Raw genomic sequence first — 13,553 nt, 5'->3', positions numbered from 1 at the left:
GACGTATACAAAGTAACTTAGTTTTATTTATTATGCAAAACCTAAAACGATCGGGGGAAAATCATGAGACATCCTATAATAGGGCGGGTGGTGTTGGTCATGACGGGCGCTTTGCTGGTCATCGGGTTGTCCGCCTGCAACAGCGGCAGTACAGCAGCCGACAGTAGTGCCAACAGCGAGAGTCCTCTAAAAGAATTGAATGTAGCGCTTTTCCCTAACCTTACCCATGCGCAGGGGCTTGTGGGCAAAAACAACGGTGATTTCCAGAAAGCCATCGGTTCAAGTACCACAATCAACTGGAAATCATACAACGCAGGCCCAGACGAAACACAGGCATTTTTGACTGGTGCCGAAGACATCGGGTATATCGGGCCGGGGCCAGCCATCACCGGCTATGTGCAATCGCGTGGGGATATCCAAATTGTCGCAGGATCGACCGATGGCGGTGCATTGCTCATTGCACGGAAAGGTGCAGGGATCAAGAGTGTAAAAGATCTTGCGGGCAAAAAAGTTGCCATCCCGCAATATGGGAACACACAGCACTTGTTGTTGCTTAATCTGCTCCAAAAAAATGGATTGAAAACGGCTGATAAGGGCGGCACAGTGACAGTGCAGCAGGTTAACAACCCGGATGTACAGACGTTGTTCGACAAAGGGGCGCTGGATGCGGCATTGGTGCCGGAGCCATGGGGTTCTACGCTGATACAGAAAGACGATGCGCAAGTGGTTCTGGATCAAAACGCGCTTTGGCTTAACGGCAAATACGCCACTGCTGTTGTGATTGCCCGCAAAGACTTCATCAAGGCGCACCCCGATGTGCTGGAAAAATTCCTTAAAGCGCATGTAGCACTCACGGATTATATCAACAAAAATCCGCAGGCCGCGCAAGATGCTATCAATAACCAGATCAACGTGCTTACACAGAAAAAATTGTCTACGGATATTCTGGCATCTTCTTTCAAAAACACAACGGTGGTAAACGACCCGTCCAAAGCCTCGGTGCTGGATTTTGCCACATTTGCAAAAGATGCCGGCTATTTGCAGGGTAGTTCAGATTATAAGACCTTGTTCGATTTTACCGCGTTGAACAAAGTGCTGAAGGCAGATGGGAAAGCGACGATCTCATAAGATCTTTGCTGTCCATCAGGCCTGTGCGACTGATTGACCTGCTGCATATCCACCGGAGGTGATACGGATGGTGCCTGACCTTTTTGATACATGCGGTCCGCAAGAAAAACACGTGTTTTGCGCGTTGCAAAAGACTGGCCCGATGTCTAAAAGTCAACTGCTTGCGGCTACCGGATTAAAATTGACCACCCTCAGTCGCTTTTTGCGTCCGCTGAAGGAATTGAAGCTGGTTGTGTGTCCGCAGTTTGGCGAGTCGTCGGGTGGGCGCAGACCCGCGTTATATGATGTGCCCGATCGGAGTTATTATTTACTGGGTGTGGATATTTCGCGTACATATATGCGGATTGTACTTACCGATTTGAAACTGCATGTGGTTGTTTCACACTGGTTTGATATGGGCGAGTGGGCAACTCCGGAATGGACGGTACAAACAATCATCAAGACAGCTCAAGACATGCTGGCACAAACGGTTGAAACGGGCGGACGAATCATTCGCGCCGGTGTTGGTACTGTAGGCCCCATGTCTCGAGCGGAAGGCGTCTTAATTTCTCCGCGCTATTTTCAGGCGTCAGGCTGGCAGCAGGTGCCGATTGTTTCCATGCTTCAACAAGGGTTGGGGTGCCCGGTATCCCTGGATAACGGCGCCAATACCGCCGTGTTGGCCGAATCACTCTATGGAATCGGGAGGGACGTTTCACGAGTTGTCTATGTCAACTGCGGTGTGGGCATTCGTATCGGTACGTTTATGGACGGTGTACTCATTCGCACACCGCAAAATGAGGAGGACGTCTTCGGCCATATGGTCGTGAATGCCGACGGGCGGCTTTGTACTTGTGGAAAGCGTGGTTGCCTGGATTGCTATGTGACGATCCGTGCGGTCACGGCTGATTTTGAGAAGCGCCGGAAACTGGGTGAACCCTCTGCTTTACCGCCGGATGCTTCATGGGAAGAAATCTGCGCGGCAGCGCAGCAAGGTGATGCGTTGGCGGATAATGTGTTACGGAATGCCGCCACATATTTGGGCATTGGACTCTCCAATCTCATTAATTTGCTTGGGCCGGGTCTGGTCATCCTGAGCGGGCCGCTGATCCGGGAGTCGGAACTCTATTATGAAGTGGCTGCCGGCATGGCGAAGAAGCAGGCTTGGTCGGCACAAAGCGGGGTGGTGTTTCACCGCGGCGGCTGCCTGGAAGAAGACGCTATGGCGGTGGGGGGCGCCGCACTGGCATTGGAAGAAGCCATAAGTGCACCCCCGACATGCAGTGCGCAACCGGCATCACAATTCGGGTGATTCATATAGCGGTTTTTGGCCATGTTGGCAGAATTGCTGCAAAGCCTTTTCAATGCTTGTCATGATGCCCTTATGTTTCCGCGTGAGGCAGTAAGTGGTTTTTCACATATATACACAGGAATGGAGGACATTTGATGAGCTTGGTAATCAAGAATATTAACAAGAATTTTACAGCGGATGGTGTGAAAGCCGGCGCGCTGCACAACGTCAATCTCGAATTGAAAGACGGAGAATTTGTCTGTGTGCTGGGGCCTTCGGGTTGTGGCAAGTCCACATTGCTCAATATTGTCGCGGGGCTGGATAAGGCAACAAGCGGGACCGTAGAACTGGATGGAAAACGCGTCTGCCGTGCCGGGCCCGATCGGGCGGTTATGTTTCAAGAGTCGGCCCTTTTTCCGTGGATGCGTGCGGTGGACAATGTCGCATACCCGCTTAAAGTTGCGGGTGTTCCAAAGGAAGAGCGTATTGCGCGCGCAATGAACTATTTGAAGTTGGTGCGTCTGTCCGGATTTGCACAGCGCTACCCGCATGAACTGTCCGGCGGTATGCGCCAGCGCGTGGCGCTCGCGCGTGCGCTCATTCTGGATTCCAAAGTGCTGCTGATGGATGAACCCTTTGCGGCACTGGACAGCCAGACCAAAACTATTTTGCAGCTGGAGCTTCAACGCATCTGGCTGGAAACCAAACGCACGATTTTTTTTGTAACCCATAACGTAGAGGAAGCGGTCATGCTGGCTGATCGGGTGGTGGTTCTGTCTGCGCATCCCGGGACTGTTAAAAAGGAATTTCGCATTGAGCTGGCTCGCCCGCGCCAAAAAGAAAGCGTTGATCTGACATACTTTGTCAAGAGCGTCATGGCTGTATTAAAAGAGGAGGTGGAGAAGGTTGCCAAAAGCGAGTTCGGTGATGACTGGAGCTTTGAAAAAGATACTGTTTTACCTGGGGCTGATCGTGATTTGGGTGCTAATCTATGAGATCGGCGTTAATATCCTGCACATATGGAAGCCCTATATTTTTCCAACCCCGCTGGGTGTGCTGCAAACCGTCGGCAAACTGATTGCCAACGGCTCTATGGGAATTGGCATACTGGTCACACTGCAACGCGTGGTAGGCGGATATTTGCTATCCATGGTGATAGGGGTTGGAATCGGCCTGCTGACTACGCGGTTTAAGGGATTGGGCAAACAGATTAGTTCCTTTATCCTTGGGTTGCAAACGCTGCCGAGCATCTGTTGGCTGCCGTTTGCCGTCCTCTGGTTCGGCATTGGGGAAAGCGCGATTCTGTTTGTGGTCGTGATTGGTTCGACATTTGCCATTGCCATCGCTGTACAAGACGGAATCCGCAATATCAACCCGCTGTATCTGCGTGCAGCCCACACGATGGGCGCCAAGGGTGTACCGTATTATCGGGATATCGTGTTTCCGGCCTCTCTGCCCACACTGATTTCCGGCCTAAAGCAGGGCTGGTCATTTGCATGGCGTGCACTGATGGCCGGTGAGATGCTCTCCGCGACTAAAGGGCTGGGCGTTATTTTGATGCAAGGCCGCGATTTTGCGGACATCAATCAGGTTATGGCGATGATGATCGTCATTGTCGTGCTTGGGTTGCTGATTGACAAATTGGTGTTTGGGCGGGCAGAGAAATCTGTGCGCCGCCGTTGGGGGCTGGATCGTGCCTGATTCCCTTTTGGAAGGTGGTTGTGCTTCCCATTGGATTGCAGTACAATAAAGATATTGGTAAATTTGGAGGTTTACAATGAAAATTCAGACAAACGGACAGACCGTGGAACTGGAAAAAGAACTGACGGTGCAGGAACTGCTTCAAGTGCAAAATGTCAACATGCCGGAATATGTTACGGTGCAGATTAATGATAATTTTATCCCACGCACAGATTTTGAGACCCATGTGGTCAAAGAGGGCGATGCGGTTGAATTTCTATACTTCATGGGAGGCGGCGCACAGTGTCAGTGAATTTTACTAATGAGATGATGGAGCGGTATTCCCGTCATATCATCCTCAAGGAAGTGGGCGTAAAAGGGCAGATGAAGCTCCTAAACGCCAAGGTTTTGGTTGTTGGCACCGGCGGTTTGGGCGCACCTGCCGCGATGTATCTGGGTGCGGCTGGTGTGGGCACGATCGGTCTGGTCGATTTTGACACCGTCGATCTTTCCAATCTTCAGCGCCAGATCATTCATCAGACGAAGGATGTAGGCAAGCCCAAGGTGCAGTCCGGAAAAGAAACCATCAACGCAATGAACCCGGATGTCAATGTGGTGACCTATAATGAATGGATTCGAGCCGACAACATCCTCGACATCATCAACGATCAGGATTATGATTTCATCATCGACGGTACAGATAATTTTCCCGCAAAATTTCTTATCAACGACGCGTGCGTGATGGCGAAAAAGCCGTTTTCTCATGCAGGCATTATTCGTTTCCAGGGACAGACGATGACTTATGTGCCCGGTGAAGGCCCCTGCTATCGCTGTGTGTTTAAAAATCCGCCTCCTCCCGATGCCGTTCCAACTTGCCGTCAGGCAGGTGTGCTGGGTGTGATGGGTGGCATTATTGGCACGATTCAGGCCAGTGAGGCATTGAAATATATATTGGGACTGGGGCATCTGCTAACCGGATCTCTGCTCACCTATGACGCGTTGAATATGGATTTCCGCAAGGTCAAACTGGGTGAAGTGAAAGACTGCGCGGTCTGCGGGGAACATCCCACCATCACGAAACTGATTGATTATGAGCAGACGGCTTGTGACATGAAGGACGGCCACTAAGGGGGAGCAGCGATGCTGAAATTTCCAAAAGCACAGTTTGAACGGTTTCTCGCCCATGCAAAAGAGGGTCTGCCGAATGAGGCCTGCGCATTGCTAGGCGGTATAGTCGGCGGACAAGATGCGGCAATTAAACAGGTCTATCTTTTGACCAATGTGGATAAAAGTCCGGAACATTTTTCTATGGACCCGCAGGAGCAGTTTGCGGCCATCAAGGACATGCGCAAAAACGGCTGGGTTTTGTTGGGTAATCTGCACAGCCATCCATCTTCGCCATCCCGCCCATCCGAAGAAGACAAGCGGCTGGCATTCGACCCATCGATTCGGTACCTTATCCTTTCACTAATGGAAAAGGAACCGGTCGTGAAATGCTTCCATATTCGTGGCACAGAGGTGGAACAGGAGCCAATTACCCTGTTGGAGGAAGAATAAAATGGCAGTGGATTACAGCGCTCTGAAAAAGGGTGGCTTTATGCGGCAAAAACAAAAGAACTGCTTTTCCATGCGTCTGCGCATGGTGGCGGGGCATGTGACGGCGGAACAGCTGAAAGCCGTTTATGAGATCGCCGATCGATTCGGGCAGGGCTACGTGCATCTGACGGCGCGGCAGGGCATTGAGATTCCGTTCATCCGGCTTGAGGACATTGACGAGGTTAAGAAAGCGCTGCGGGCAGGCGGGTTGGAACAGGGCGCCTGCGGTGCGCGGGTGCGCACCGTGACGGCCTGCCAAGGCAGTGCCATTTGCCCAAGCGGTTTAATCGAGACCCAAGGTCTTGCCAAAAAACTTGACGCACGGTATTTTGGCAAAGATCTGCCGCATAAATTCAAGCTGGGCATCACCGGCTGCAAGAACAATTGCCTGAAAGCGGAGGAGAACGACCTCGGTATTAAAGGCGGCATGTGGCCGACCTATCATGCAGATGTTTGCACGCACTGCGGCCTTTGTGCTGCGGTCTGTCCGACTCGGTGCATCACGGTGGACAAGGAAAACAAGACCCTGTCTTTTAACGATAAAGATTGCGTTGCTTGCGGGCGGTGTGTCAAATCCTGTCCGACTGACGCATGGACGGGCCAAAGCGGATATGTACTGTCTTTCGGGGGCAATTTTGGAAACCATCTGCAATTTGGCACGCAGCTGCTGCCGATCCTCTTTGAGGAAGAAAAATTGCTGAAAGTGGTGGATGCTACCATTGCATTTTTCAAGGAATACGGCAAGCCGTCCGAACGGTTTTCCCAATGTCTGAATCGTGTGGGTTTTGAAAAACTGCACGAACAGCTGGAGGAGGTGGTCAAATGAGCAAGGCGGATGCATTTGTAGATATCACCGACGCAGTGTGCCCAATGACGTTTGTGAAAGCGAAGGTCGCCATTGAAGAACTGGATGCCGGTCAGACGCTGGAAATCCACATGAATGGCGGGGAACCGATTCAAAATGTGCCCCGCAGCATGAAGGACGAAGGGCACACGGTGCTGGATGTACAGGCAAACGACGATGGCACTTTCAGCATTCTGGTGAAAAAAGGTGAGGATTGATCGATGAAATTTGATACCTCGCTGCTGCACGGCGGGTATGGGCCGGACAAAGCCAACGGTGCCACCCTGCCGCCCATCAGTCAGAACACCGCATTTGCGGCCGGCACGGCGGAAGAATTGGAAGCCATCTTTGCCAACCGCAAACCGGGATTTGTTTATTCGCGGGTGTCCAATCCGTCTGTTTCTTCGTTTGAACGGCGCATGGCCTATCTGGAAAGCGGGATTGGCGCGGTCGCCTGCAATTCCGGAATGGCAGCCATTACCACCGCACTGCTCGGCTTCTTGCGCGCGGGGGACGAGTTGTTATCGGCTTCCGGTATTTTCGGCGGAACCTGTTCCTTGTTCAACGGCTTTGAAGATCTCGGCATTCATACGATTTATGTGCCGGACAGCCGCGCGGTATCTTTCGAGCAGGCGTTTACCCCAAACACCAAAGCGGTCTTTGTGGAATCGATCGGCAATCCCAAACTGGATGTGCCGGATATAGCGGCGCTGTCGGCGCTCTGTGAGCAGCATGGTGCATTGCTCGTGGTGGATGCAACGATGGCAACGCCGTATTTGTACAAACCGTTGACTCTGGGGGCGCATCTGCTGGTGCATTCAACGTCCAAGTTCATCAACGGCAGCAGCAGTGCCATTGGCGGTGTCCTGGTGGACAGCGGGCGTATCAAATGGGACTTGGAACGTTTTCCGTCTCTGAAACCCTATCGGAAGTTTGGCCCAATGGCATATCTGGCGAAACTGCGCGAGGGTGTGTATCGTGACTACGGTGTTTGTATGCCGCCGCTCCATGCCTACCTCAACGGCATCGGACTGGAAACGCTGGGGGTTCGGATGGAGCGCATCTGTGACAACGCGTTCAAACTTGCGCAGGCGCTGGAACATACACCTGGGGTGGTGCAGGTCACCTATCCGGGTCTGTCCTCTCATCCCGATCACGCGGTGGCGGAGAAACAATTCGGCGGGCATTTCGGTCCAATGGTTACCCTGCGCGTCGGTTCTTGGGAGAACGCGTTTTCCGTACTCAACGCCCTGCGCTATTGCACCATTGCGTCGAATATTGGGGATGCACGTACACTGGTTTTGCATCCGGCATCGTCGATATACCACGAATATACGAAAGAACAGCGTTTGCGTATGGGCGTATCAGATGACCTCATCCGTGTCAGCGTCGGATTGGAAGACACTGATGATTTGATTGAGGATTTCCGCAATGCGCTGCAAGCAGTGCGAGGTGATGAAGAATGAAACTGGAGCGCAAAATAATCGAGACCGATTTCCTCATTATCGGCGGCGGAACGGCGGGGTGTTATGCCGCTATTGTCGCAGCGGAGGAAGACCCGCATCTGCGCATCCTGATTGTGGAAAAGGCGGATATCAAGCGCAGCGGCTGTTTGGCTGCGGGGGTGAACGCCCTCAATGCTTACATTGCGGACGGGCTGGAACCTTCGAGTTATGTCGATTATGCCCGCACCGATGCATCGGATATTCTGCGGGAAGACCTTGCCCTTACAATGGCCGAGCGGCTCAATGCTGTTACGCGCAAAATGGAAAGTCTGGGGCTGGTCATCCTCAAAGATGAAAACGGCGGCTATGCAATGCGCGGCAAACGCAATGTGAAAATTAACGGCGAGAATATTAAGCCGCTGTTGGCGAAAGCTGTGGCGTCCCATCCCAACATTACGGTGCTCAACCGCGTGAATGTTACAGACTATCTTACCCAAGACCAGCGCGTGGCCGGCGCGGTCGGCTTCTCCATTGAACAACCGGTGTTTTACGCGTTCCATGCCAAGGCCACGCTCTGTGCAACGGGCGGTGCGGCGGGACTTTACCGCCCCAACAACCCCGGCTTTTCCAAGCATAAAATGTGGTATTGCCCATTTGATGCGGGTGCGGGCTATGCCATGGGCATCCGCGCCGGTGCGGAGATGACTACGTTTGAAATGCGGTTTATTGCCTTGCGCTGTAAAGATACCATTGCCCCCACCGGCACGATTGCGCAGGGAGTCGGCGCACCGCAGGTCAATGGCGCCGAGAAACCGTATGCGGAGCAGTACGGCGGGAACACCACGGCTATGCGCCTGTATTCCACCGTGATGGAGAACCGTGCGGGCCGCGGCCCCTGTTATTTAAAAACAGAGGGAATAACCGAGCGCCAACAGGATGATTTGTATAAGGCATATCTCAACATGGCGCCCGCACAGACGCTTAAATGGCTGGAAAACGGTGGCCCGGCGACCCACAACGTGGAGATCGAAGGCACAGAACCGTATGTGGTCGGTGGGCATACTGCCAGCGGTTACTGGGTGGATACCGGACGCGCGGCGACCTTGCCCGGCCTGTATGCGGCGGGGGATGTGGCGGGCGGCTGTCCGCAGAAATATGTCACCGGTGGGTTTGTGGAAGGGGAGATCGCCGCGCAGTCGGCACGTGCCTATATTGCCGGGCTGGGCAAATCCGTTCCGGCGGACGATGCGCAGGCAGATGCCAAATGCAAAGAATTGGAAGCATTCCTCAGCCGCAAGGCGGGTGCCTATACGGTTGCACAGCTTGAAGAAGCCATGCAGAAGACCATGGACGAGTACGCGGGCGGGATTTCTCAAAACTATGTGGTCTGCGGCACCAAACTCAAACGGGCGAAAGAACAGCTGCGGGAACTGCTCGCGCTTGCAAATACACTTCATGCGAGGGACTTGCATGAGCTGATGTGCCTTTGCGAAGTGATCGACCGCTTGTACGTCTGTCTGGTGCTGGTCGCGCATCTGGAAGCACGCAAAGAAACCCGCTGGCACAGTTTTGATGAAAATGCCGACTATCCGGGGCAGGATGACGCACATTTTCGCTGTTTCATCAATTCCCGTATGGAAAATGGCGTGGTGCATGTGTTCACCCGCCCGTTGTTGAGGAAGGGGGAAACACTGTGAGCATCCATATCCGCCAAGAAACTTGTACCGGCTGCGGCAAATGCCTGACAGCTTGTCCGGGTACGTTGATTGCTAAGATCGAGGGTAAGGCGGTGCTGCAATATCCCGAGGAATGCTGGGGATGTACAGCCTGCCTAAAAGAGTGTGCGTTCGGCGCCATCCATACGTTTTTAGGCGCCGATATCGGCGGGCGCGGTACGGAGTTGTCCGTGCGTCGGGAGGGCTCTTTGCTCCATTGGGTATTTGAGCGCCCCAATGGGGAAACCCGTACCATCACTGTGGATGCGCGGGATGCCAATAAGTATTAAGCGTTCAGTTTTTTATTTCACACACTTTTTACCGTTTTGGTCAAAAGTGCAAACGGCCTTTTGACGGGGCTTTTGATAAGGAGGTCATTTCATGGATCATCTCGACAGGCTTGAGGCGCAAAGCATCTATATTTTGCGCGAGGCCTATAATAAATTCCGCAAGCTGGGTATGCTGTGGTCGATTGGCAAAGATTCTACGGTGATGCTTTGGCTGGCGAAAAAAGCGTTTTTTGGTCATTGCCCGTTTCCGCTTATCCATGTCGATACATCCTACAAGATGCCGGAAATGATTGCATTTCGTGACCGTGTTGCCAAAGAATACAATTTGGAACTGATTGTGCACCGCAATGAAGAGGCGATTGCCGCCGGCATGGGGCCGCAGGCGGGCCGTCTGGTTTGCTGCAAGGCATTGAAAGCCGACGGACTGCAACAGGTTGTCGATGCGTACAAGTTTGAGGGTCTGATTGCCGGTATCCGCCGCGACGAGGAAGGCTCGCGTTCTAAGGAGCGCGTATTTTCCGAGCGCGGTGTGGATTCCGCGTGGGACTATACCAACCAGCCGCCGGAGCTTTGGGATCAGTTCAAGACTGAATTTCCCAAAGGCCACCATATTCGTGTCCATCCGTTGCTGCAATGGGACGAAATCGACATCTGGTCCTATGTGGAGCGTGAAAAGATTCCGGTTGTTGATCTGTATTTTGCGAAGAACGGCAAGCGTTACCGCAGCTTGGGGTGCGGCTGCTGCACGGAGCCAATTGATTCCAATGCCGTCACCGTGCCTCAGATCATCGAGGAACTGAAAACCACGAATGTGAGCGAACGTGCGGGCCGTGCGCAGGACAAAGAGGACGCGTACGCCATGCAGAAATTGCGCAAAAATGGATACATGTAAGGAGGGGACGACCAGTATGTCTGAAACAATTACTAAACAGGAAACCGCCACGCGGGAAGTGCTGAAAATTGTCGTCGTCGGTCATGTGGATCATGGCAAATCCACATTGATCGGGCGGCTGTTATACGATACCGAGTCCTTGCCGGAGGGCGCAATTGACAAAGTGAAGCGCATTTCAAAGGAAACCGGCAAGCCGTTTGAATATGCGTATTTGCTGGATGCGTTTGAGGAAGAGCAGAAACAAGGCATCACCATCGACACAACCTCGCTGCAATTCCATACGAAAAAACGCGATTATGTCATCATCGACGCACCGGGTCATGTGGAGTTTTTGAAAAACATGATTTCCGGCGCGGCCAATGCGGAAGCGGCTTTGCTTATGGTGGACGCCAAAGAGGGCATTCAAGAGCAATCGAAACGCCACGGCTACATTTTGTCTCTGCTCGGTATTCGGAAAGTGTACGTCGTTATCAACAAGATGGATCTGGTGGACTACTCCCAGGAGCGGTATGAGGAAATCAAAAGCGGTATGCAGGATTTTCTAAACAAACTACATATTTTCCCGCTCAAATTCATTCCGGTGTCGGCAGTCAACGGTGAAAACATTGCCAGCAAGTCCGACAAAATGCCATGGTATAACGATCAGCCCATTCTGGAAGCCATCGACGAGTTTGAAAAGGACAAAGAACTGGTAAATAAACCGTTGCGTTTTCCCATTCAAGATGTCTACAAATTTGATGACCGCCGCATCATTGCGGGACGAATTGAGACCGGTGTCTTGCATGTGGGGGACGAGATTGTCATTCAACCGGGCAACAAATCGACACACGTCAAATCCGTTGCCTACTGGGCGCCGCGCGATCAAACCGATAACGTATCGGCCGGGATGTCGGTCGGTATTACAGTGGAGGACGAGTTTTTCAACTGTCGCGGAGAAGTGATTTCACATCGCAGTTCCCAACCATTGGTGGGTGATGCGTTTGATGTCAACCTGTTCTGGATGGGTAAAAAACCGCTGACGGTTGGCGCGACCTATAAGCTGAAACTGGCGACGCAGGAGACCATGTGCGAAATCGCGGAGATTAAACACGTGGTTGATACCAATACGCTTGGCACAGCGGAAGATGTGCAGTCGGTCGGCACCAACGGCGTGGCGGAAGTTACGTTGAAAACCAAGACCCCTGTTGTCTTCGATCTGTTCAAGAATAACCATGCCATGGGACGTTTCGTCTTGGTGGATGGTTACGATGTGAGCGGTGGCGGCATTGTATCCGGGGAGGCCGAGGGTGCATTGGTGCACAGTGTGTTTTCAGGCGGCGGCCGCCGGTTGGAAGTCACTTTATTTGACGAGTTTTTCTATGCGCCGGAAGACCGGCAAGTCTTCAAGAATGTGACTCATGTCAGTGTGTTCAGCGAGGAAGATATTTTGCCGGTCAAAGGCAAAACCTATGCGTACCCGCGTGATTTTGATCTGACGGATGTGCCGAGCGGTCTTGCGGCGCGTGTGCGCGGCGGCAAGCTTGAATCGCTGCTTCCACTGGATGAATATGCCTATGCCGGCTTACCAGTGTTGACGGCGTCTGGTCTGGCGGTGCGGATTTCATCTGCCGAGGACTGGGAGAATTATCGAAAGACCGCCCAGACCACCGGTGTGGATATCGTTGCACTTTGCACCAAATGGATGGACTTCGGGACGTATCATACCATCTGCTTTGGACGGGTATAACGGACCAGTCTACGCGAACCTTATAGGAACAACAGATGTAAAGGTTTATTAAAGGCATTGAGCGATACCGTCAACTGCCTTCATCACTGCGGCCACAGCCAACCCCACCATTGGCGGCAGCACCATCCTCATCGAGGGCATCCATGCGCATATGTTCTACAACAGTTCGAATACCCCCAGTGCGTATGTGCTTCGCGGATCGTAAATGGTGGCACCATGAGCGGTGGCGCATTCACCTACAGCGGCTATACCATTACCGTTACCAAGATCGATACCCTCACGGCGGGCTAGCGGTTTTCATTTGAAATTTTCCAAGACGGCACCGCTTCTATGTATTTTAAAATGATACCCAATGGAGACGGGACGTTTACGATTGGAACCGGATGCAGCAACGCCACGAGCAATCTGGATGTGCAAAATAATACTATTTCCACTCCGGTTATTGAGCAACGGAAAAGTGACAGCACCACCTAGCAATTTATTTTTGAGGCAGTTGCCGCAACACTGAAATTGGCATCCACAGGTACTTCCATTGTTTCGGAAAAAGATTATTACATTTGCTCGGGGCTTAATAACCTGTATTTTCCTGTATTTGGATGAATCAAGCAATACACCACAATCGAAATTGCTTCAAAATGCATAGAAGATAACCTGTGCCTTACCTATGACGGCTTGAACCGGTTGTCTATCAAACAATTTACGTTCGGTAACGGCAAACTGATAATCGAATATGCCTATTCAGTACAAATTGCAGCCCGCGTCATACGCGGGCTGCAATTTGCTGAGCCAAACGGAGTATCCGTATTCGACCGGTACACTGGGTACAGTGAAGCCGCCCATACCTACACTTCCGGCGATGGCAACCGGAAAGACAGCTGACATCTTATGACACGATTGGCAATCCGCTGAATTTGTTGTGGTCAAGCATTTTTGTAACACAGCTACCTAAATTGATTCAATCCGTACC

16 protein-coding genes are annotated in these 13,553 nt (G+C 52.2%); all 16 read left to right on the top strand.

Going from position 1 to position 13,553, the window contains the following annotated elements; all coding sequences use genetic code 11:
• Nucleotides 1-63: 63 nt before the first annotated feature.
• The 16 genes from ABF463_RS11455 to ABF463_RS11380 all read left to right on the top strand — a co-directional run bounded on the left by ABF463_RS11455 (nt 64) and on the right by ABF463_RS11380 (nt 13,465).
• Nucleotides 64-1,128, top strand: coding sequence for an aliphatic sulfonate ABC transporter substrate-binding protein (locus tag ABF463_RS11455; RefSeq protein ID WP_415533770.1), 1,065 nt, complete (start codon nt 64-66; stop codon nt 1,126-1,128).
• A gap of 142 nt (nt 1,129-1,270) precedes the next feature.
• Nucleotides 1,271-2,419, top strand: coding sequence for an ROK family protein (locus tag ABF463_RS11450; RefSeq protein WP_415533769.1), 1,149 nt, complete (start codon nt 1,271-1,273; stop codon nt 2,417-2,419).
• 134 nt (nt 2,420-2,553) lie between these two features.
• The gene (locus ABF463_RS11445) at nt 2,554-3,393 is read left to right on the top strand and encodes an ABC transporter ATP-binding protein (RefSeq protein WP_415533768.1); all 840 of its coding nucleotides are present in this window, start codon (nt 2,554-2,556) and stop codon (nt 3,391-3,393) included.
• The gene (locus ABF463_RS11440) at nt 3,338-4,099 is read left to right on the top strand and encodes an ABC transporter permease (RefSeq protein WP_415533767.1); all 762 of its coding nucleotides are present in this window, start codon (nt 3,338-3,340) and stop codon (nt 4,097-4,099) included. The genes ABF463_RS11445 and ABF463_RS11440 overlap by 56 nt, the downstream gene beginning before the upstream one ends.
• 76 nt (nt 4,100-4,175) lie before the next feature.
• Nucleotides 4,176-4,391 (top strand): sulfur carrier protein ThiS, encoded by a 216-nt coding sequence (gene thiS / locus ABF463_RS11435; RefSeq protein ID WP_415533766.1) that lies wholly within the window; start codon nt 4,176-4,178, stop codon nt 4,389-4,391.
• Nucleotides 4,388-5,206, top strand: coding sequence for a HesA/MoeB/ThiF family protein (locus ABF463_RS11430; RefSeq protein WP_415533771.1), 819 nt, complete (start codon nt 4,388-4,390; stop codon nt 5,204-5,206). Before thiS ends, ABF463_RS11430 begins: the two co-directional genes overlap by 4 nt.
• Nucleotides 5,207-5,218: 12 nt before the next feature.
• A complete protein-coding gene (locus ABF463_RS11425; protein WP_415533765.1) occupies nt 5,219-5,635 on the top strand; it encodes a M67 family metallopeptidase in 417 nt (138 codons plus the stop codon).
• Between the two features lies 1 nt (nt 5,636).
• Nucleotides 5,637-6,500, top strand: a complete 864-nt coding sequence (locus tag ABF463_RS11420; RefSeq protein ID WP_415533764.1) for a 4Fe-4S binding protein — start codon at nt 5,637-5,639, stop codon at nt 6,498-6,500.
• Entirely contained in the window at nt 6,497-6,736 is a 240-nt protein-coding gene (locus ABF463_RS11415; RefSeq protein ID WP_415533763.1) for a sulfurtransferase TusA family protein, read from the top strand. Before ABF463_RS11420 ends, ABF463_RS11415 begins: the two co-directional genes overlap by 4 nt.
• Before the next feature lie 3 nt (nt 6,737-6,739).
• Nucleotides 6,740-7,984, top strand: a complete 1,245-nt coding sequence (locus ABF463_RS11410) for an O-acetylhomoserine aminocarboxypropyltransferase/cysteine synthase family protein (RefSeq protein ID WP_415533762.1) — start codon at nt 6,740-6,742, stop codon at nt 7,982-7,984.
• On the top strand, nt 7,981-9,660 hold the full coding sequence (locus ABF463_RS11405; protein WP_415533761.1) for an adenylyl-sulfate reductase subunit alpha: 1,680 nt from the start codon (nt 7,981-7,983) through the stop codon (nt 9,658-9,660). The genes ABF463_RS11410 and ABF463_RS11405 overlap by 4 nt, the downstream gene beginning before the upstream one ends.
• The gene (locus ABF463_RS11400) at nt 9,657-9,968 is read left to right on the top strand and encodes an indolepyruvate ferredoxin oxidoreductase subunit alpha (RefSeq protein WP_415533760.1); all 312 of its coding nucleotides are present in this window, start codon (nt 9,657-9,659) and stop codon (nt 9,966-9,968) included. The genes ABF463_RS11405 and ABF463_RS11400 overlap by 4 nt, the downstream gene beginning before the upstream one ends.
• Before the next feature lie 91 nt (nt 9,969-10,059).
• Nucleotides 10,060-10,860, top strand: a complete 801-nt coding sequence (gene cysD / locus ABF463_RS11395) for a sulfate adenylyltransferase subunit CysD (RefSeq protein WP_415533759.1) — start codon at nt 10,060-10,062, stop codon at nt 10,858-10,860.
• Between the two features lie 16 nt (nt 10,861-10,876).
• On the top strand, nt 10,877-12,586 hold the full coding sequence (locus ABF463_RS11390) for a sulfate adenylyltransferase subunit 1 (RefSeq protein ID WP_415533758.1): 1,710 nt from the start codon (nt 10,877-10,879) through the stop codon (nt 12,584-12,586).
• A gap of 330 nt (nt 12,587-12,916) precedes the next feature.
• Entirely contained in the window at nt 12,917-13,060 is a 144-nt protein-coding gene (locus ABF463_RS11385) for a hypothetical protein (protein WP_415533757.1), read from the top strand.
• Between the two features lie 207 nt (nt 13,061-13,267).
• Nucleotides 13,268-13,465: a hypothetical protein gene (locus ABF463_RS11380; protein ID WP_415533756.1), complete on the top strand. Its 198-nt coding sequence runs from the start codon at nt 13,268-13,270 to the stop codon at nt 13,463-13,465.
• The last annotated feature ends 88 nt before the right edge of the window (nt 13,466-13,553 follow it).

Source organism: Ethanoligenens sp., assembly GCF_047718355.1.
Taxonomy (GTDB): domain Bacteria; phylum Bacillota; class Clostridia; order Oscillospirales; family Ethanoligenentaceae; genus Ethanoligenens.
The sequence above is the reverse complement of the archived record's forward strand: the minus strand, read 5'-3'. Positions and strand labels throughout refer to the sequence as shown.